The organism is Luteimonas panaciterrae, from assembly GCF_020511115.1.
GTDB classification, from domain to species: Bacteria; Pseudomonadota; Gammaproteobacteria; order Xanthomonadales; family Xanthomonadaceae; genus Luteimonas; species Luteimonas panaciterrae.
The window spans coordinates 257,309-278,217 of record NZ_JAJAVH010000004.1; the positions used below are offsets into that span (position 1 = coordinate 257,309).

General features: G+C 64.4%; 16 protein-coding genes. 4 read left to right on the forward strand and 12 right to left on the reverse strand.

Going from position 1 to position 20,909, the window contains the following annotated elements:
• Positions 1-209 precede the first annotated feature (209 nt).
• The gene (locus LG367_RS06050) at positions 210-1,883 is read left to right on the forward strand and encodes a long-chain fatty acid--CoA ligase (RefSeq protein ID WP_226468323.1); all 1,674 of its coding nucleotides are present in this window, start codon (positions 210-212) and stop codon (positions 1,881-1,883) included.
• A gap of 142 nt (positions 1,884-2,025) precedes the next feature.
• Complete coding sequence (locus LG367_RS06055) at positions 2,026-2,910, forward strand: crotonase/enoyl-CoA hydratase family protein (RefSeq protein WP_226468324.1); 885 nt, start codon at positions 2,026-2,028, stop codon at positions 2,908-2,910.
• Between the two features lie 4 nt (positions 2,911-2,914).
• Here the strand turns inward: LG367_RS06055 and LG367_RS06060 are convergent, their stop codons facing one another.
• From LG367_RS06060 to prfB, 4 genes are all read right to left on the reverse strand, one after another.
• Entirely contained in the window at positions 2,915-5,104 is a 2,190-nt protein-coding gene (locus tag LG367_RS06060; RefSeq protein ID WP_226468325.1) for an ATP-binding protein, read from the reverse strand.
• A 7-nt stretch (positions 5,105-5,111) separates the two neighbouring features.
• On the reverse strand, positions 5,112-6,173 hold the full coding sequence (locus tag LG367_RS06065) for an HD domain-containing phosphohydrolase (protein WP_226468326.1): 1,062 nt from the start codon (positions 6,171-6,173) through the stop codon (positions 5,112-5,114).
• Positions 6,174-6,372: 199 nt separating this feature from the next.
• A complete protein-coding gene (lysS, locus tag LG367_RS06070) occupies positions 6,373-7,884 on the reverse strand; it encodes a lysine--tRNA ligase (RefSeq protein ID WP_226468327.1) in 1,512 nt (503 codons plus the stop codon).
• Between the two features lie 100 nt (positions 7,885-7,984).
• Positions 7,985-9,113 (reverse strand): peptide chain release factor 2 gene (prfB, locus tag LG367_RS06075; RefSeq protein WP_226468328.1). Its coding sequence is split into 2 segments (ribosomal slippage): positions 7,985-9,037 and positions 9,039-9,113, totalling 1,128 coding nucleotides; the frame shifts between segments, so codons are not numbered across the junction.
• Between the two features lie 206 nt (positions 9,114-9,319).
• Between prfB and LG367_RS06080 the strand changes: the two genes are divergently transcribed.
• The gene (locus LG367_RS06080) at positions 9,320-10,705 is read left to right on the forward strand and encodes a trypsin-like serine peptidase (RefSeq protein ID WP_226468329.1); all 1,386 of its coding nucleotides are present in this window, start codon (positions 9,320-9,322) and stop codon (positions 10,703-10,705) included.
• Between the two features lie 57 nt (positions 10,706-10,762).
• Here the strand turns inward: LG367_RS06080 and recJ are convergent, their stop codons facing one another.
• The 6 genes from recJ to carA form a co-directional block, all read right to left on the reverse strand.
• Positions 10,763-12,496 (reverse strand): single-stranded-DNA-specific exonuclease RecJ, encoded by a 1,734-nt coding sequence (gene recJ / locus LG367_RS06085; RefSeq protein ID WP_226468330.1) that lies wholly within the window; start codon positions 12,494-12,496, stop codon positions 10,763-10,765.
• On the reverse strand, positions 12,493-13,464 hold the full coding sequence (locus LG367_RS06090; RefSeq protein ID WP_226468331.1) for a phosphoglycerate mutase: 972 nt from the start codon (positions 13,462-13,464) through the stop codon (positions 12,493-12,495). The genes recJ and LG367_RS06090 overlap by 4 nt, the downstream gene beginning before the upstream one ends.
• 162 nt (positions 13,465-13,626) lie before the next feature.
• Entirely contained in the window at positions 13,627-14,100 is a 474-nt protein-coding gene (gene greA, locus LG367_RS06095) for a transcription elongation factor GreA (RefSeq protein ID WP_226468332.1), read from the reverse strand.
• Positions 14,097-17,360, reverse strand: coding sequence for a carbamoyl-phosphate synthase large subunit (gene carB / locus LG367_RS06100; RefSeq protein ID WP_226468333.1), 3,264 nt, complete (start codon positions 17,358-17,360; stop codon positions 14,097-14,099). The genes greA and carB overlap by 4 nt, the downstream gene beginning before the upstream one ends.
• Before the next feature lie 48 nt (positions 17,361-17,408).
• A complete protein-coding gene (locus LG367_RS06105; RefSeq protein WP_226468334.1) occupies positions 17,409-17,846 on the reverse strand; it encodes a DUF6973 domain-containing protein in 438 nt (145 codons plus the stop codon).
• Positions 17,843-18,982, reverse strand: coding sequence for a glutamine-hydrolyzing carbamoyl-phosphate synthase small subunit (gene carA, locus LG367_RS06110; RefSeq protein ID WP_226468335.1), 1,140 nt, complete (start codon positions 18,980-18,982; stop codon positions 17,843-17,845). Before carA ends, LG367_RS06105 begins: the two co-directional genes overlap by 4 nt.
• A 278-nt stretch (positions 18,983-19,260) precedes the next feature.
• Here carA and LG367_RS06115 point away from each other — a divergent pair, with 278 nt between their 5' ends.
• The gene (locus tag LG367_RS06115; protein ID WP_226468336.1) at positions 19,261-19,629 is read left to right on the forward strand and encodes a hypothetical protein; all 369 of its coding nucleotides are present in this window, start codon (positions 19,261-19,263) and stop codon (positions 19,627-19,629) included.
• 36 nt (positions 19,630-19,665) lie between these two features.
• On the opposite strand, the gene dapB is transcribed toward LG367_RS06115, so the two are convergent.
• Positions 19,666-20,376, reverse strand: coding sequence for a 4-hydroxy-tetrahydrodipicolinate reductase (gene dapB / locus LG367_RS06120; protein WP_226468337.1), 711 nt, complete (start codon positions 20,374-20,376; stop codon positions 19,666-19,668).
• A 56-nt stretch (positions 20,377-20,432) separates the two neighbouring features.
• On the reverse strand, positions 20,433-20,807 hold the full coding sequence (locus LG367_RS06125) for a hypothetical protein (protein WP_226468338.1): 375 nt from the start codon (positions 20,805-20,807) through the stop codon (positions 20,433-20,435).
• Positions 20,808-20,909 lie beyond the last annotated feature (102 nt).

A 20,909-nucleotide genomic window follows, 5' to 3' on the forward strand; every position in this document is an offset into this window, starting at 1 on the left:
ATCTACCCAAATTGGCAGTTTATGCCCTTGGTCGTCGGCTACCGGCATTACCGGCCACGAACTCGAGATTCACGGCCAGGCGGTCAAGCGCGGTGCAGCATTGCTGCACAAAAACACGCGCTTGCTCGCTCCTAGAGCCTATGCTCCAATCCAATCAAAGACGCCACCCCACGGGCGCCCCGCCAACCACGTTTATTGGAGAGAGCTGCATGACCCTCGATCGTCCCTGGCTGAGCAGTTATCCCGCGGGGGTTCCGGCCGAAATCGACGTCAACGAGTTTCACTCGGTCCCGGCCGTCCTGCAGAAGACCATCGAGAGCTACCGCGATCGTCCGGCGTTCTCCAGCATGGGCAAGCGGATCACCTACGCGGAACTCGATGCGCTGAGCAAACGCTTCGCGGCCTATCTGCTCGGCGAACTGAAGCTCAAGAAGGGCGATCGCGTCGCCATCATGATGCCGAACTGCCTGCAGTACCCGATCGCGACATTCGGCGTGCTGCGCGCGGGCCTGACCGTGGTCAACACCAACCCGATGTACACGGTGCGCGAGCTCAAGCATCAGCTCGCCGATTCCGGTGCGAGCGTGGTGCTGGTGCTGGACAACTTCGGCAACACCGTGCAGCAGGCACTGGCCGGCACGCAGGTGAAACAGGTGATCACCACCGGGCTCGGCGACCTGCTTGGCTTGAAAGGCACGCTGGTCAATTTCGTTCTGAAGTACGTCAAGAAAATGGTGCCGGATTACGACATTCCCGGTGCCGTTCGTTTCAACGATGCGCTCACGCTCGGACAGCGCCATGCCCTGCCCGATATCGAGATCGATCACGAGGACATCGCCTTTCTGCAATACACCGGCGGCACCACCGGCGTCGCCAAGGGCGCGATGCTCACGCATCGCAATCTCGTCGCCAACATGCAGCAGGCTTCGGCCTGGGTGAGCACGGTCGCGAAGCCCGGCGATGAAACCATCATCACCGCGCTGCCGCTGTATCACATCTTCGCGCTCACGGCGAACGGCCTGGTGTTCATGAAGCTCGGTGGTTTGAACATCCTCATCACCAATCCGCGCGACATGCCGGGATTCGTGAAGGAACTCAAGCGCGAGCCATTCACCGCCATCACTGGCGTCAACACGTTGTTCAATGGTCTTCTCAACACGCCCGGTTTCAGTGACATCGATTTCTCGCGGCTGCGTCTCACCCTCGGCGGTGGCATGGCCGTGCAGCGCGCGGTTGCCGAACGCTGGAAGAAAGTGACCGGCGTGACCCTGGTCGAAGCCTACGGCCTCACCGAAACCTCCCCCGCCGCCTGCATGAATCCGATGGACCTGACCGACTACAACGGTTCGATCGGTTTGCCAGTGCCTTCCACCGACGCCTGCGTCAAGGATGAAGAAAATCGAATCCTGGCGACCGGCGAAGTCGGCGAGCTGTGCATCAAAGGCCCGCAGGTGATGAAGGGGTATTGGAATCGTCCGGAGGAAACCGCGCAGGTCATTGATGCCGATGGCTGGCTGCACACTGGCGACATGGCCCGCATGGACGAAAAGGGTTTCTTCTATATCGTCGATCGCAAGAAGGACATGATCCTGGTCTCAGGCTTCAACGTGTATCCGAACGAGGTCGAGGACGTGATCGCGCTGATGCCAGGCGTTCTCGAAGTGGCCGCCGTCGGCGTGCCTGACGAGAAATCCGGCGAAGCGGTCAAGGTGGTCATCGTCAAGAAGGACCCCAACCTCACCGCCGACCAGGTCAAGGCGCATGCCCGCGAAAACCTGACGGGCTACAAGCATCCAAAATACGTGGAATTCCGCACGGAACTGCCGAAGACGAATGTGGGCAAGATTTTGCGGCGCGAGCTCAGAGAATCTTCGCCGTCCTGAAGCGAATATCTCCAATCGTCCAAACATAAGCCCCTCTCGAGGGGCTTATTTTTTATCTAAAGTTCAGGTGTAGCATCCTCGGAAAATGGGAATCACCCCGTTTTCATCCGCCAACGGACGGCCCACCCCCGAGGACATCGCAATGACCAACGTAGAAAAACTTCTCCGTACCCGCACTTTTCCCACGATACGGGTCGAATCCGATCCTGCCGAAACCGCGCACTGGCTGTACATGCACACCAATATCAGCCAGAGCAGCCGCCCTTGTTTCCGCACCGACCTGCTCGAAGATATTTGGAGTTTTATGACATCCATCACACTTCGTGACAGCCAGCGTCAGCCCGGCAAGCTGCGCCACTTCGTGCTCGCCTCCGATGCCGCGGCCTTCAATCTCGGCGGCGACCTGGAACTGTTCGCCAACCTGATCCGCAAGAACGACCGCGCGCAGCTGCTGGCCTATGCACGCCGTTGCGTTGACGGCGTCTATCAGCTGCATTCCGGCATGGGCGGCGACATCCGCAGCATCGCGCTGATCCAGGGTGATGCGCTCGGCGGCGGCCTGGAGATGGCCCTGGCCTGCCACACGATCGTCGCCGAGGAAGGCGTCGGCATGGGCCTGCCGGAAGTGCTGTTCGGATTGTTCCCGGGCATGGGCGCCTACTCGTTCCTGTGCAAGCGCGTCAGCCCGCAGCTGGCGGAAAAGATCATCCTCGAAGGCAACATCTACAGTAGTGAGGAAATGCATCGCATGGGCGTCGTCGACATCCTCGTGCCGAAGGGCCAAGGCGAGGCCGCGGTGGAAGATCTCATCCGCCAGCAGCAGCGTGCGCCTTACGCGCACCTGGCCATGAACACGGTGCGCAACATTGCCCGCCCGGTCGGTTACGACGAACTGATGGGCATCACCGAGGTTTGGGTCGACACGGCGCTGGCGCTGACCGAGCGCTCGCTACGCATGATGGAACGCATCGTGCGCGCGCAGTCGCGTCGCAACGAAACAACCGGAGCAAGCGAAGCTCTGCGCTAATGGATTAGTGCTGGGGGCGGCCACCGTCGCGCGCGGGCCTGTTGCGGACGCGCGCGTCGAGGGCGCTACGGCCAACCGTGAATTGTTCGTGCAGGCGGCTCAGGCGAGCTTTCCATTCGCGCCGCACCTGCCATTCGGCCAATCGCATGACCTCGCCGCATGCACTGCTGAGGCCGACCAACCCAATATTGCTGGCGACGCCCTTGAGCGCGTGCGCGTGATCGCGCAGCGCGGCCCAGTCCATGCTCGTCGCCGCTTGTTCGATGCCGGCCAGACAGGCATCGGCGTCCTTGAGGCATTGCCTTACAAATTCGGACTCGAATGCCTCGCCCATGCCGAGAGCCGACAGTTCGTCCAGTACCGCCGGATCGAAAATGTCGTCGGCCGTCGGGGTGTTCTGATTACGTAGCGTGTTCGTTGTCGCCGGGGTCGCGACCGGATTGCTCGAGCGGCGTGGCAAGGCGGCGGAGGATCCGGGTTGCGCCAATTCCGCCAGCAGGTCGAGCAGCTTCTCTGTCGAGACCGGCTTGGCGAGGAAGGCGCGCGCCCCTGCCCGCTCGCAATCGGCGATGGACTTCGGCGTCACGTCCGCGCTCAGCACGAGTACCGGCGTCTGCTTGCGGCCCGCTTCGATCACGCGCAGGTGTCGCAGCAGGTCCAGTCCGCTCAAGCCAGGCATGTGCAGATCGACGATCACCGCGTCGTATTCGCTGATCTCCATCGCGTCGAGCACGGCGTCGCCGCCCTCGACCGTCACCACGTTGTGGCCGGCCTTCTGCAGCAGGCGTTCGAGCACCATCCGGTTCGCGGCGTGGTCGTCCGCGATGAGGATCTGCATGTTGCGGACGCGGGCGCGATGGCGCAGGAAGGGATCGTCGAAGGAGATGATGTTCTCCATCGACGGCCGCTGCGCAGCGGCGGCATCCTCGGCGGTCACCACTTCCTCGAACGGCAGCTCCACCCAGAAGCGGCTGCCGACATGTTCCTTGCTTTCGAATCCGATCGTGCCGCCCATCGCCTCGGCCAGTCCCTTGGCGATGGTGGTGCCGAGGCCCGAGCCACCGTAATCGCGCGACAGCGTGCCGTCGCCTTGCTCGAAGGCCTGGAACAGGCGCGCATGCGCCGATTCCGGAACGCCGATGCCGGTATCGGTCACGGTGAAGCGCAGCCACACGCGACCATCGCGCCTGTCGAGCTGGGATACGTCCAACCGAACCGAACCGTGCTGCGTGAACTTCACCGCGTTGCCGGCCAGATTGAGCATCACCTGGCGCAGGTGCGAGACATCGCCGCGCAAACGGTCGTGGGTGCCGCTGGCGATGTTCGACTCGTAGACCAGATTCTTGGCCTTGGCCGACGGCTGCAGGATCAGGTCGATGCCGTTGAGCAGCTCGCGCAGGGAGAACTCGCCGACGGTGACCTTGAGCTTGCCCGCCTCGATCGCGGAAATGTCGAGCACATCTTCGACCAGTGCGAGCAGGCTGCGCGTGGACGCCTGCATGGTGGCCAGATACTCGCGCTGTTCCGTATCGAGATTGGTCGTGGCCAGCAATTGCGACACGCCCGACAGGCCGTTGAGCGGCGTGCGGAATTCATGGCTCATGTTGGCCAGGAACATGCTCTTGGCTTGGTTCGCGCGCCTGGCCTCGTCACGGGCGCGGGTCAAGGCCCGCAGCAGACCGGACAGATAGGACGGCACCGCGATCAATCCCACCAGCAGTCCAATGCCGACGCTGGAGTTGTGGCGCCAGTAAGGCGTGAAGACCAGCACGGCGCCGAAACTGACCGCCGCCATGGCGATGGCGCCGAACAGGTAACGGTTGCCGAAGCGCAGACCATTCCCGATCGTCACCCACATGATGATGATGTAGAACCAGCCCAGCGGCTCGCCCATCCGGACCATGGCGACCGCCATCAGGCCATAGTCGGACACCATGCCGATGACGCGGCGGACGTGCGACACGCCCGGCCGCAGGACGATACCGACGAGGATGCCGATTCCGACCATGAAGCCCGTGGCCACGAACAGCAGCACGTCCCGGAAGGCCGGACTGAGGTGGGTATCGGTGGCCAGCATCCACAACAGGTACACCAGCACCACGGTGATCACCGCGATCCGCACCAGCGCCTGCCCATGCTCGCTGTCCGGGCGGTTCGAGAAGCGCGATTTCAGCCAGGGCAGAAAGCGGTTCATCACATGATCATTGCAGCTTCGGGAGCGATATGAACGACTCGGAAGTGCGTTCGCAGATCGCCAGCAGGCGCTGACGGTTGCGCAACAACGCGTCCACGCAGCGCGGATCGAACAGTTTGCCGCGTTGCTGCGAAAGGTAGCTCAGTGCTTCGTCGATGGCCCATGCATCCTTATAAGGACGTTTCGAGATCAGGGCATCGAATACATCGGCGACCGCGACGATCCTGGCTTCGATCGGGATCTGCTCGCCGGACAGCCCATCCGGATACCCACTGCCATCGTAGCGTTCCTGATGTCGCAGCGCGATGATGGCGCTCACCTGGATGAAGCGGTTCTGGCTGCCGTTCAGCAGTTCGTAACCGATCTGCGGGTGCTTGCGCATGATCGTGATTTCTTCCTCGGTCAGCGGGCCCGGCTTCATCAGCACGGCGTCCGGGATCGCGATCTTGCCGATGTCGTGCAGGGGCGCGGCGAGTTCGATCATGCGCACCTCGTCCTCGAACAGCCCCATCTCCTCGGCGACCAGGCCCGCGACCTGTGCGAGCCGTTCGAGGTTGGCGCTGGTGCCGGCGTCGCGGTAGGCGATGGCGCGGGCCAGCCGGGTCAAGGTCTCGCGTTCGCGCTCCTCCACTTCGTGCATGCTCGCCAGCAGACGCTGTTCGAGGGAGAGCGCGCGTTGCTTCACCGATTCCGACTGCTGCCTCAATTGCAGCAGGTTGCGGCAACGCGCACGCAGCTCGCGCGGCCGCACCGGCTTGACCAGGAAATCGATGACGCCGGCATCCAGGGCGGCCTGGCGGATCGGCTCGTCGCCGACCACCGTCACCAGCACGATCGGGACGTCGCGATGCAGCAGCGGACGACGGAAGCGGCGCGCGAATTCGAGGCCGTCCATGCCGGGCATGCGATAGTCGAGCAGCAGCAAATCGGGGCGATTACCCTCGCACCAGCGCAGCGCCGCCTGCGGATCGCCGAAGTCGTGGACCTCGAGTTCCGGGCTGATATCCTCGAGGATGTGCCGCAGCATCGTGCGCGCGGACGTTTGGTCATCGACGATGACGATATTCACTGATGATCCTGCCCCGCTTGATGAGGGTCATTTCCCCGATCCAAACGTCGACATACTCGCCCGTTTTAACAGAAGCAAGCAAGTGCTGAACCCGTGTTGATCGCCTCGGAAGCCGATCCTCGGAAGGCTCGGCATCAACAGCTGGAGTACATGGTCACAATTTGACGGCGAGCGTCATGTACGGAAGCTGTCGCAGCGATCAGTTCGCAGCTTCCGGGCGCATGTAAGGGAACAACAACACGTCGCGGATCGATGCCGAATCCGTCAGCAGCATGACCAGCCGGTCGATGCCCACGCCGAGACCGCCCGTCGGCGGCAGGCCGACTTCGAGCGCGCGGATGTAGTCGGCGTCGTAGTGCATGGCCTCGTCGTCGCCGCTGGCCTTGGCCTCGACCTGGGCGCGGAAACGGGCCGCCTGATCTTCCGGGTCGTTCAACTCGGAGAATCCGTTGGCCAGTTCCTTGCCGCCGACGAACAGTTCGAAACGATCGGTGATGCCGGGTTCGCTGTCGGACTCGCGCGCCAGCGGCGAGACTTCCACCGGGTAATGGGTGATGAAGGTCGGCTGGATCAATCCGGCTTCGACCGTCTTCTCGAAGATCTCGAGCAGCAGCTTGCCCCATCCATACGAAGGCTTGACCGGAATCTTCAACGCTTCGCAATGCCGAGCCAGCGCTTCGCGATCACGACAGTCGGCCGCGCTGATCTGCGGGTTGAGTTCGCGCACCGCTTCTTCCAGCTTCCAGCGCCGGAACGCGGGGCCGACGTCGATGGCATTGCCTTCCCATTGCAGCGCGGTCGTGCCGAGCGTCTGCTGCGCCACGTCGCGGATCATCGATTCGGTGAGATCCATCACTTCCGTGTACGTCGCATAGGCCTCGTACAACTCGAGCATGGTGAACTCGGGGTTGTGACGCGTGCTGACGCCTTCGTTGCGGAAGTTGCGGTTGATCTCATACACGCGCTCGAAGCCGCCGACGACCAGGCGCTTCAGATACAGCTCTGGCGCGACGCGCAGATACAGATCCAGACCGAGCGCGTTGTGATGCGTGGTGAACGGCTTGGCGGTGGCGCCACCGACGATGTAATGCATCATCGGGGTTTCCACTTCCAGGAAGCGGCGCGCATCGAGCCACTGGCGGATCGCGGCGATGATGCGCGAACGCTTGAAGAACACGTCACGCGCTTCCGGCGTCACGATCAGATCGACGTAGCGCTGGCGATAACGCTGCTCGACGTCGGACAGACCATGCCACTTGTCCGGCAATGGCCGCAGCGACTTGGTGAGCAGGCGCAGCTTGTCCACCTTGACCGACAGCTCGCCGGTCTTGGTACGCATCGGTGTCCCTTCGGCGCCGACGATGTCGCCGACGTCCCAGCCCTTGAACGCGTCGTACTGTTCGCCGAGCGCGGTCGACTGCAGGAACAGCTGGATGCGTCCACTGACGTCCTGGATCTGCGCGAACGCGGCCTTGCCCATTACGCGCTTGGCGAGCAGGCGGCCGGCGACGGTGACGCGGCGTCCGGTGGCTTCCAGGGCTTCGCCGGTCCACTGCTCGGCATCGGCGTAGTCGACCTGCAGGTCGCCGGCATGGTCGACGCGGCGGAAATCGTTCGGGAAGGCGATGCCCTGCTCCCGGATCGCTTTGAGCTTGTGGCGGCGCTCGGCGATCAGGGCGTTTTCGTCAGGTGGCAGGGTCTCGTCGGTCATAGGGTCGGTGAAAAGGTTTTTGTGGAAAGTCCGTGGATCGTAGCCGCGCCGTCAGCGCGGCGGAGATGCGGGCTGTTGCGGAGGAACCCGCGTGCTCGGATTAGACAGCGTCGGCGCGTTTGGAACCAGCCTCCAGGCCGGATTTCAGGCTCGCCTCGACGAACTCGTCCAGATCGCCGTCGAGCACCTTCTGTGTGTCGGTGCGCTCCACGCCCGTGCGCAGGTCCTTGATGCGGCTCTGGTCGAGCACGTAGTTGCGGATCTGGCTGCCCCAGCCGATGTCGGACTTGGTGGCTTCCAGCGCATCCTTTTCGGCGTTGCGCTTCTGGATTTCCATCTCGTACAACTTGGCCGCCAGCATCTTCATGGCGCGGTCGCGGTTGGCGTGCTGGCTGCGTTCGGTCTGGCAGGCCACCACAATGCCGCTGGGCACGTGGGTGATGCGCACCGCCGATTCGGTCTTGTTGACGTGCTGGCCGCCGGCACCGGAGGATCGGTAGACATCGGTCTTCAGGTCGGCCGGATTGATGTCGATATCGATGTTGTCGTCGACTTCGGGCGAGACGAACACCGAGGTGAACGAGGTATGGCGCCGGTTGTCCGAATCGAAGGGCGACTTGCGCACCAGCCGATGCACGCCGATCTCGGTTTTCAGCCAGCCATAGGCGAATTCGCCCTCGACGCGGAAGGTGGCCGACTTGATGCCGGCGACATCGCCACCGCTCACTTCCAGCAGTTCGGTCTTCCAGCCGCGGCTCTCGGCCCAGCGCAGATACATGCGCAGCAGCATTTCCGCCCAGTCCTGGGCTTCGGTGCCACCGGCGCCGGCCTGGATATCGACGAAGGCGTTGGCCGAATCCATCTCGCCCGAGAACATGCGCTGGAATTCCAGCTTGTCGACATGGACGGCATAACGCTCCACGTCCTCGACCACCGCGTTGGCGGTGTCTTCATCGTTCTCGGCTTCGGCGAGGTCGAGCAGTTCGGCCGCGCCATCGAGCCCTTCGATCAGCGAGCGGATGCCGTTGACGGTCTTGTCGAGCATGGAACGTTCGCGGCCGAGCGCCTGTGCGCGTTCGGGATCGTTCCAGACATCGGGGTGTTCTAGTTCGCGCTCGACTTCTTCCAAACGCTCGCGCTTGGCGTCGTAGTCAAAGATACCCCCTGAGCGCGACCAGCCGCCCGGTGAGATCGGCGATGCGCTGACGAATGGGATTGAGTTCGATCATGACAATTGATTAAGCCGGTGTGAAAAAGACTTGAAATTGTAGCTCAATCGCGAAAACAACGAAGTCACGAAATCAGCATTGCGGCATCGAAATGGTAGGGAGCGATACGTGGGCTGCGTTTAAGCAGATAAGCCCCGATGCCTGACCCCTTGATCTGTGCCGGAGGGGGCTGCCGGCCTCCCACCGTACACAGGAATCCCTTACTCATGATCCGCAAGAACGTGCTTTCTCTCGCGCTGCTGGCCGGTTTGTCGGGTTTCACGGCCCTCGTCTCGGCTGCCGAAATGGGGCCCTCGCCCGTGACCGCCGCTCCCGTGGCCAAGGCGCTGGGCGGTGCCGAATTCGCCACGACCGGCAAGGCCGGCGCGATCCGGGCTGTTGATCTCGGACTGCCGGAAAAGGCGGCCTTCACCGCGGTGGCCAAGCGTCGCGCCGAGCAGGCCAAGCACGGTCAGCCGTTGGAGATCGGCTTCGCCCGCAGCGTCGGCCGCAGCCGTATCGACCTCAACGGGCTGAATTGGGAAGCCCTGCCCGACGGTTCGCGCGGCGCCCGCTTCACGCTGACATCGACCAACGCGGTGGCACTGCGCGCCGGGTTGCAGCTGCGCTCGACGGGCAAATTGGGCGGCGATCCGGCAGCGGTGACGCTGCGCTTCGCTGGCAACGACGGCCGCGTGTTCGAGGAGAAAGGCGGCGATTTCGCAAATGCGGATACCGGCTGGTCGCCGGTCGTGGCCGGCGACACCTTGACGGTCGAGATCGTGCTGCCCAAGGGCCAGCGTCCGAGCGGCCTCTCGCTCACCGTGCCGCAGCTCTCGCATCTGGACGTGGACCCGGCCGCGAGCACGCGTGACCTGGCCCGGGCGACTGGCGTCGGCGCGAGCGATTCGTGCGAGCAGGACATCGTCTGTCGCGTGAATCCGAGTGCCGGCTTCCTGGCCGCGAGCAAGGCGGTGGCGCGCATGGTCTTCACTTCCGGTGGTGGCTCCTACTTGTGCTCCGGCACGCTGTTGAACAACAGCAACTCGCCCAAGCGCCAACTGTTCTGGACCGCCGCGCACTGCATCAGTACCTCGACAGTCGCCAGCACCCTGCAGACCTATTGGTTCTTCGATGCGACCGGCTGCAACAACGACACCGCCAACCCGAACGCGGTGACGCTCACCGGCGGCGCCTATCTCCGCCACGCCAACACCACGCGCGACACCTCGCTGCTGGAGCTGAAGAACGCACCGCCCAGCGGTGCCGTCTATGCTGGCTGGAACAGCGCGGCCATCGCCTCCACCAATACGGCCATCGAAGGCATCCACCATCCGGCGGGCGATCTGAAGAAGTACTCGCTGGGCAAGGTCACCGCCCTATCGTATTCGCTCGACGGCAAGTCGCCGCTGTACAAGGTGGTCTGGGATGCGGGCGTGACCGAAGGCGGTTCCTCCGGCTCGGGCTTGTTCACCATCGACTCGTCGGGCACGTACCAGTTGCGCGGCGGTCTTTACGGCGGCACGTCCTACTGCTCGGCGCCCAAGGATCCGGACGGCTACTCGCAGTTGAGCGGCGTCTGGTCGAGCATTTCGTCCTACTTCTCGCCGTAACTCGTAGTGGTGCATGCGGTCCTCGAAGAGAGGGGGCCGCATGCATTTCGCTCCCGCCTAGCCAGCCGCCTCGCGATGCACGACGATCAGCTGGATGGCATCGCCGCCACGATAATCGTCGAGCGCCAGACGATAAGCGATGCGGATGCGGGACGGAGGCGGCATGCCGATCCAGCCGCCGAATTCGATGGCGTTCAGGCGCAAACCGTCCAATCCGAGTTCCAGTTTCAAATGATGGGTACCGACCGGGCGCCAGGCGAGCACGGTGAACTCGCCGTCGAAGACCGGTTCGGGAAAGCCCTGCCCCCAGGTGCCGCCGTCGCGTAGCGCCAATGCATTTGCCGCGATGAAGGCATCCGATGCCAGTTCGCCATCGCTGGCGATGATGTCGTGCAGGGATTCGGCATCGAGCAATTGCGCGGCACAAGTGGTGAAGGCCGCCTCGAAATCCGCCAGGTGGGCGAGTCGCAGGTTCAGGCCGGCGGCCATGGCGTGTCCGCCGAATCGTTCGATCAGGCCCGGATGCGCCGTATCGACCAACGCCAGGGCATCGCGGATGTGGAATCCCGGGATGGAGCGCGCGGAACCGCGCAACCATTCGCTTCCGGGCTCGCTCGGCGCGAATGCGATCACCGGACGATGCAGACGCTCCTTCATTTTCGATGCAACCAGGCCCACCACGCCGGGATGCCATTCGGCATCGAACAGGCAATGCGCGATGCGCGGCGTATCGAGCTTGCCGGCCAGCGGCGCAAGCGCGGTTTCGGCCTCTTCCACCATCTGCTGCTGCACGGCGCGGCGTTCGGCGTTGATGCCGTCCAGCACTTCGGCCAGTTCGCGCGCACGCGTCGCGTCGTCGCACAACAGGCATTCGATGCCGACCGACATGTCCTCCAGTCGGCCGGCGGCATTGATGCGCGGCGCGATGGCGTAGCCGATGTCGGCGGTCGAGAGCGTGGCCGCCGTGCGTCCGGACACTTCGATCAACGCGCGCAAACCGGCACTGCCCTGCCCCGCGCGCAAGCGCCGCAGACCGGCCGCGACCAATGCGCGATTGCAGACGTCCAAGGGCACGAGATCGGCGACCGTGCCGACGGCGACGAGATCGAGCAGATTGGTCAGATCCTGCCCGCCGTCATCGAGCGCACCGGCTTCGCGCAGGCCAGCTTCGCGCAGGTATTTCCTCAACGCCAGCAGCACGTAGAAGATCACGCCGACGCCCGCCAGCGATTTGCTGGGGAAACCGTCGCCCGCCTGGTTCGGATTGACGATGACATCCGCAGGCGGCAGCACTTCGCCCGGCAGATGATGATCGGTGACCAGGACGTCCCATCCCAGTGCTTTCGCAGTCCGGATGCCCGCATGGCAGGCGATGCCGTGATCGACGGTGACCAGCAGATCGGGCTGCAATCCGGTCAGATCCTCGACCAGGGCCGGCGACAGTCCGTAGCCGTGCACGATGCGGTTGGGCACCGCATACGACACGCGCGTGGCCCCCAGCATGCGCAGGCCGCGCACGGCGGTCGCGCAAGCGGTGGCGCCGTCGCAATCGAAATCGCCGACGATGAGGATGTGCCGGTTTTCAGCGATGGCAGTCGCGAGCAGTTCGACAGCACGATCGATGCCAAACAAGCCTTCGGGCGTCGGCAATTGCGCCAGTTTCGGTTGCGCGCTGGCGAGATCGTGCGCACCGCGCGCAGCGTAGACGCGTTGTAGCAGCGGCGGTACGTGCTTGGGCCATTCGTCGACCATGTTGCAGTCGCGACGACGGATCGTGCGCAATGGCTTCATGGATCGTGCCGCGAAATGGATCGCGAATAGGCACCGCGCCAGAAACGCAGGCGATGCCAGCGGCCGAGTCGCAGCAGGTTGCCGTCTTCGTCGTCGAGTTCGAGATGATCGATCTCGCCCTTGCGCAGCGCGGTCAGCGCCGGTCGCAGCCATTCGTGTTCCAGCCAGGCGAGATCGCGGGTATCGGTGAGGTCGAATACCAGATCGGATGCAAGATCGCCGGGACCGGCGGGATAGCGTGGTGGCAGCGCTCCGGCATCGCAGACATTCGCCGCCAAGGCGTGCGCGGTGGGATCATCGGTGTAGATCGCGCTGTGCCGGCTGCGTGTCTTGATGCCTTCGGCAGGCAGCGTGCCGCCACCCCAGAACCACAGGCCGTTGATCGGCGGTTGCCCCTTGGCCGCGCGTTCCGCATTCCAGGGGTGGTTGTGCAGCACGATCTGCGCCTCGTTGGCCAGAGCGCGCCAGCGGCGGTCTTCGGGGCCGCTGTCGAGATGTTCGAACAGATCGTCGCCGAGCACGTCGCGCGGATCGGTGAATTCGGGAATCTTCGCTTCACGCGGCAGCCGCAGGTACCAGCGGGCGGGCGCCGGTGCGTCGAGCAGGAAGCCGGCGTCGCCGAACAAAGGCTTCAGCGCGGGCAGCAGGGCCTCGCAGTCCGCCTGCGTGGGCAGCAGGGCCTCGCCATGCGCCATGAGCCGGACGCCGTTGATGTCGGGGCGCAACCAGACGGGATCGGCGCGTAGCCAGGCCGCGCCCGCGGCATCACCGGCATCGGCCTGGCGCGAAAGCGCCGCGATCGGCCAACTGCCTCCGGGAAGATCGACGTGGCGCAGCAGTTGCGCGCGTCTGCCGGGCGCCTGTGGCGGCGGCCGGTCGCCCCGCCCCAGCGCCGCGTCGCATTCTGCCGACAGGCGCTGCGCGCCGAAGCGCGAGATGGAGGGGAGCAGGAAGGTGGCGTGCGGCATGAGGAGATCGGCGGCCTTCAACGGATCGCCATCCTTGGCGCAGCGATGTCAGCTTCGGAGAGTCCGGCCCGGCTATCCATGGCCGGGCGTTCGGGAGCGCAGCACCTCAAGGCGTTGACGACGCCCTTCGACCCTGAAGGCGTCCGCTGAGCGTGCACTCCCTCACCCGTAAGCAACCGCGATGATTTCGTATTCCCGCGTGCCGCCAGGCGCTTCGATGGTGACGCTGTCGCCCTCGTGCTTGCCGATCAGCGCGCGCGCCACCGGCGACGAAATCGCGATCAGGCCCTGCTTGATGTCGGCTTCCAGGTCGCCAACGATCTGGTAGCGCCTTTCCTCGTCGGTTTCCATATCGGCCAGGGTGACGTTGGCGCCGAACACGATTTTCGAACCCGCATTCAGCGTCGACACGTCGATCACCTGCGCGTGCGACAGCTCCGCTTCCAACTGCTTGATGCGGCCTTCGATGAACCCCTGCTGTTCGCGGGCGGCATGGTACTCGGCGTTTTCCTTCAGATCGCCGTGCGCGCGCGCTTCGGCGATCGCGTTGATCACGGCCGGACGCTGCACGCTCTTCAGTTCTTCCAGTTCCGCGCGCAGACGCTGCGCTCCCTGCGTGGTCAATGGCGCTCTCATGCTGATGTCTTTTCCTCTTGCTTCAATTCTTCATGCAATTCCTGCAGCGCCCACACCGGGCCGCTGCCGCGATACTGCAGAGAATGCAGCAAGGCCTTGGCGCCGGCAATGGTGGTGGAATACGTCACGCGCTGCTGCAGCGCCTCACGGCGGATCGAGAACGAGTCGGCGATCGCCTGCTTGCCTTCGGTGGTGTTGACGATGTAGGCGATCTCGCCGTTCTTGATCAGGTCGACCACGTGCGGCCGCCCTTCGGTGACCTTGTTGATCTGTTCACACTCCACGCCGTTCGCGCGCAGGAACGCGGCGGTGCCGCCTGTGGCGACGAGCTTGTAGCCGCGCTGCACCAAATCCTGCGCCACCGGCAGGACACGCAGCTTGTCCGGGTCGCGCACGGAGACGAAGGCCTTGCCTGTCGGCGGCGGCGTCTTGATGTTGGCTGCTTCCTGCGCGCGCGCGAACGCGGCGCCGAAGCTGCGGCCGACACCCATCACCTCGCCGGTGGAGCGCATTTCGGGGCCGAGGATCGGGTCGACGCCCTGGAACTTGGCGAACGGGAAGATCGCTTCCTTCACCGAGTGGTAGTTCGGCACGATTTCCTTGGTCGCGCCCTGCTCCGCCAACGTCTTGCCCGCCATGCAGCGCGCGGCGATCTTCGCCAGCGGCAGGCCGGTCGCCTTGGAGACGAAGGGCACGGTGCGCGAGGCGCGTGGATTCACTTCCAACAGGTAGATCGTCGCTTCGCCGTCATCGTCGGCTTGCACCGCGAATTGCGTGTTCATCAGGCCGACGACGTTCAGCGCTTTGGCCAGTGCGATCACCTGCTCGCGCAGACGATCCTGGACGTCCTTCGACAGCGAATACGGCGGCAGCGAGCAGGACGAATCGCCCGAATGCACGCCGGCTTCCTCGATGTGCTCCATCACGCCGCCGATCAACACGGCGCCAGTCTTGTCGGCGATCACGTCGACGTCGACCTCGACCGCGTTGTCGAGGAAGCGATCGAGCAGGACCGGCGAATCGTTGGACACCTTGACCGCATCGCGCATGTAGCGCGCGAGGTCGGCATCGGCGTGCACCACTTCCATGGCGCGGCCGCCCAGCACGTAGCTCGGGCGCACCACCAGCGGATAGCCGATCTCGCGGGCCAGCACCAGCGCCTCGTCCGGATTGCGCGCAGTGCGGTTGGGCGGCTGCTTCAGCTTGAGTGTCTCGACGAGCTGCTGGAAGCGCTCGCGATCCTCGGCCAGATCGATCGAATCGGGGGAGGTGCCGATGATCGGCACGCCGTTCGCTTCCAGTGCTCGCGCCAGCTTCAGCGGCGTCTGTCCGCCGTACTGCACGATCACGCCCTTGGGCTTCTCCAGCTCGACGATCTCGAGCACGTCCTCGAGCGTCAGCGGCTCGAAATACAGGCGATCGGAGGTGTCGTAATCGGTGGAGACCGTTTCCGGGTTGCAGTTGACCATGATGGTTTCGAACCCGTCCTCGCGCAACGCCAGCGCGGCGTGCACGCAGCAGTAGTCGAATTCGATGCCCTGCCCGATCCGGTTCGGCCCGCCGCCGAGCACGATGATCTTCTCGCGATCGCTCGGCTGCGCTTCGCACTCGTCCTCGTAGGTCGAGTACAGATACGCGGTGGTGGTGGCGAATTCCGCCGCGCAGGAATCCACGCGCTTGTAGACCGGCTTGATGCCATGCGCGCGACGCAGGGCGCGGATCGCCTTCTCATCGGTCTGCGCCAGCTGCGCGAGACGCGCGTCCGAGAAGCCCATGCGCTTGAGCTTGCGCAGGCGCTTGCCGTCGAGCGCGTCGACACCGGCGGCCGCGACCTCGCGTTCGGTGGCGACGATGGCTTCGATCTGGTCGAGGAACCACGGATCGACGAACGACAGCCCGAACACTTCCTCGACCGACATGCCGGCGCGGAACGCATCGGCCAGATAGAACAGGCGCTCGGGGCCGGCTTCCTTCACTTCGCGGCGCAAGATGGCCAGGTCGTCATCGCTGGACAGGTCGAGGCCGGTGGGATCGAGTCCGACCTTGCCCGTCTCCAGTCCGCGCAGTGCTTTCTGCAGCGATTCCTGGAAGCTGCGACCGATCGCCATCACCTCGCCCACCGACTTCATCTGCGTGGTGAGACGCGCGTCGGCCTGCGGGAATTTCTCGAAGGCGAAGCGCGGGATCTTGGTGACCACATAATCGATCGTGGGTTCGAACGAAGCCGGCGTCAGACCGCCGGTGATCTCGTTCTTCAGTTCGTCCAGCGTGTAGCCGACGGCGAGCTTCGCCGCGACCTTCGCGATCGGAAAACCGGTGGCCTTCGACGCCAGCGCCGAGGAGCGCGAGACGCGCGGGTTCATCTCGATCACCACCACGCGTCCGGTCTGCGCGTTGATGCCGAACTGCACGTTGCTGCCGCCGGTATCGACGCCGATCTTGCGCAGCACCGCGATGCTGGCGTCGCGCAGGCGCTGGTATTCCTTGTCGGTGAGCGTCTGCGCCGGCGCGACGGTGATCGAGTCGCCGGTGTGCACGCCCATTGGATCGAGATTCTCGATCGAGCAGACGATGATGCAGTTGTCCGCCTTGTCGCGGACCACTTCCATCTCGAATTCCTTCCAGCCGAGCACCGATTCTTCCACCAGCACTTCGTGCACCGGAGAAAGTTCGAGGCCACGCTTGATGATGTCCTCGAACTCTTCACGGTTGTAGGCGATGCCGCCGCCGCTGCCGCCGAGCGTGAACGACGGGCGGATGATGGTCGGATAGCCGACCTTGGCCTGGATCTCGACCGCCTGTTCGAACGACCTGGCGACCTCGGCCTTCGGGCATTCCAGCCCGATGTCCTGCATCGCCACGCGGAACAGTTCGCGATCCTCGGCCATGCGGATGGCCTCGCGCGAGGCGCCGATCAGTTCGACGCCGTATTTCTCCAGCACGCCGTTGTCGGCCAGATCGAGCGCGCAGTTGAGCGCGGTCTGGCCGCCCATCGTCGGTAGCAGCGCGTCGGGCTTTTCCTTGGCGATGATCTTCTCGACCATTTGCCAGTGGATCGGCTCGATGTAGACCGCGTCCGCCATTTCCGGGTCGGTCATGATCGTGGCCGGGTTCGAATTCACCAGCACCACCCGATAGCCCTCGTCGCGCAGGGCCTTGCAGGCCTGCGCGCCGGAGTAATCGAATTCGCAGGCCTGGCCGATCACGATCGGACCCGCGCCGATGATCAGAATGGTTTTGATGTCGCTGCGCTTTGGCATTGCATTCCTCGGTACTGCACTTGATACAACATGCTCAATGAAGACGGCTCAATAAAGACGGTTCTGCCACCGCTCGGGCGGCAGCCAGGTGATCTGTTGTTCGTCGGCGGTGTTGACGGTTCCGTGTTCGATCGCGGTCATGACGTCGGCCTGCATCTGCCGCCAGCTCGACGCCTGCGCGCCGATGCGCGCACCGATACGGTTGTTGTGCGCATCCATCGCGCGGCTGTCGTTGCCCTCGCCGCCGTGTTCCATCACCGCGGTCACCCACTCCACCCAGCGTGGCGAGCCGGTGTAGGCCACCGTGGCGCTGGCGAGCGCGTGGCGGTAGGCATCGCTCGGACCGTTACGGCCGCCGGGCAGATTGGCCACGAACCAGTGCGCGTACACGGTCGCGAACACGAAACCGGGATAGGCGACCAGCAGCAGCACGACGAGCACGAGCCACTTCAGGCGTTTCCAGCGCGGGCGCCGGTTGGCCTTCAAGCAGAGCGCTCCATCATCGCCACGAAGCGATCGAACAGCGGCGAGACGTCATGCGGGCCGGGCGAGGCTTCCGGGTGTCCCTGGAAGCTGAATGCCGGCGCGTCGGTCAGCGCGATGCCCTGATTGCTGCCGTCGAACAGCGAACGATGCGTGACGCGCACATTGGCCGGCAGCGTGGCCTCGTCGACGGCGAAGCCGTGGTTCTGCGAGGTGATCATCACGCGTTCTGAGTCGAGGTCGATCACCGGATGGTTGGCGCCGTGGTGGCCGAATTTCATCTTCAGCGTCCGCGCGCCGGAGGCCAGACCGAGCAGCTGATGGCCGAGGCAGATGCCGAAGGTGGGAATCTTCTTGTCGAGGAAGCTGCGGATCGCCGCGATCGCGTAGTCGCAGGGTTCCGGGTCGCCGGGGCCGTTGGACAGGAACACGCCGTCGGGCTTCAGCGCCAGCACGTCCTCGGCGGAGGTCTGCGCCGGCACCACGATCACATCGCAGCCGCGTTCGGCCAGCATGCGCAGGATGTTGCGCTTCACGCCGAAGTCGTAGGCGACGACCTTGAACTTCGCTTCGGCGCGCACGAACTCGTTGCGATCGAGGTCGAGCTGGCCGTCGCGCCACGGATATGTGCTGCGCGTGCTGACTTCCTTTGCCAGGTCCATGCCCTTCAGGCCCGGGAATTTGCGCGCGGCCTCGATCGCCTTGTCGACGTCTGCTTGTTCGATAGGAGCCGCACTGGCCATCAGCGCGCCGTTCTGCGCGCCGCGGTCGCGCAGCAGGCGCGTGAGCTTGCGGGTGTCGATGTCGGCGATCGCCACCACGCCGCGCTGACGCAGCCATTCCGGCAACGCCACCTGGCTGCGCCAGTTGCTGGGGCGGCGCGGCACGTCGCGCACGATCAGGCCGGAGGCCCAGACCTTGTCGGCCTCGTCGTCCTGGTCGGTGCAGCCGGTGTTGCCGATGTGCGGATAGGTCAGCGTGACGATCTGACGGGCGTAGGACGGATCGGTGAGGATTTCCTGATAGCCGGTCATGGCGGTGTTGAACACCACCTCGCCCACGGAAAGACCGGGCGCGCCTACGGAAACGCCCTCGAAGACGGTGCCGTCTTCAAGCGCGAGGATTGCAGTTTCAATCACGGATTTCGCCTACGTCGGGTTGCAAGAAACCACCGAAGCGGCGCGGAACCGGTCCGGAGGCAGGGGGAATCAGGCGAGCGAGAATTGTACCCGTGACGGGGTCGCTTCGCCAGCGGTTCTGCGTAAAACGTCCAGGTAGCGCCTAAGTGGCGGCAATGGTGGCGTTTCTTCGCTCTTGGGCATCACCGCACGGCGTCCGGCCTGTCTGGCGTACCGTCGCGACCTTGGCCGGGTGGCGGATACTGTGCCGATACCGATGGACTCGTAAAGCCTGCAGCGTGAACGAGACGGAAAACCTTTACGCGCCGCCGCGTGCCGTCCTCCGCCACCGGCTTCCGGGCGATCCGAAGCGTGGTTCGCTCGCCGCTGGTATCGGGTTGTTCTTCTTGTGCCTGCTTGTCTGCGGATTGATCACATACGTGGGAGGTAGAGCGCTGGCGGCCGTCATACCGGACGTAATTCATCCCGGCCGTGTTCCTACGCTGGTACTGACTCTCCCGTGGGCAGCGGCCTTCGTGCTTGGCATCAGCTTAGTGATCAAGGACCGGACACGGACCGCGTTGGGAATGCTGATCGGGTTTGGAATTCTGGCCGTGATCCTATTGGCGTTGCTTGGCATTGCGATCTTCGCTTCCGCTCCGGGTTGACGCGATGTCCCAGCGAATCCAGCCGTGATCGCAGGATCACAACAGATCGCGCAGCCGATATTGCCCAGCCGGACGCCCCACCAGTCCGACAGCCGCGTGCAACGCGCCACGGGCGAAAATGTCGCGGTTACTGGCGCGATGGATCAATTCGATGCGCTCGCCGGTGGCGGTGAACTGAACGGTGTGTTCACCGACGATGTCGCCGGCGCGCAGACTGGCGTAGCGCGGCTGTGCCCCGCCCCGCTCCGCGGCGATGCCGAGCGCGAGCGCGGTGCCGGAGGGCGCATCCTTCTTCTGCGTGTGGTGGGCCTCGACGATGTCGCAGTCCCAGCCGCGCAGCGCAGAGGCGGCGCGTTCGACCAGTTCCTCGAGTACGGCGACGCCCAGGCTGAAGTTCGCCGCCCACAGCACCGGAATGCGCACGGCCGCCGCCTGCAAGTCCGTCCGCTGTGCTTCCGACAGGCCGGTGGTGCCCGAGACGAAGCCGGTGCCACGGCTCGCGCACAGGGCGAGGATCGCGTCGAAGCCTTCCGGCAGGCTGAAATCGATGGCGACGTCGAACTCCGGCACGCCGGACAGTTCCGACGCGGAGAAATACGGAACGCCCTCGACAACGCGCTGCGTGGGAGAACGCGCCGACACCGCGGCGACGATGCTGCAGCCCTGGCGGGCTGCGCCGAGACGCAACAGGGATTGCCCCATGCGCCCGGACGCGCCGTGAATCAGGATTCGGACGGGTTCGTTCATCAGCGCAGGCTAGCGGCGCGCGCGCGTCCCGGCAAGCACGCCGCGAGACGCTGTCATCACGGCGGGAAAACAGGCTGTGCCGAGATCGCATGGAAGCGCTGCACGGAAGCCTCGCTGATGCGCAATCGACTCAGCCGCCATCGGCCTCGCAGGACTTCCGCGCAAACCCGCTTCCAGCCCGAATGTGGCGCCGCCTTGCTGTCATCGGTGATTTCCACGCCATGCAACTGCGCGCATTGCACACGCAGGTGGCCTGCGACGATATGGCGCAGCACCTGTTTGACGCTCATCCGCAGGCTGACACGCAATTCGTGCAAGCTCCAGCCCTCCACGACCTTGGCGCTGAGCTTTAGACGATGCAGCTTGCAACGCAGTGCGCGCTCGCTACGCTGGAGCGCACGACTCAACTGCTCCACGGTTCGGATGCCCACGCGTGCTTGAAGGTAGCGAAGCTCGCTTACGCTCCAACGTCGCCGTCTGCGAATCGGAGAAATGCGCGGAGTATTCGTGCCGCTTGCCGGACATTCCCGAGG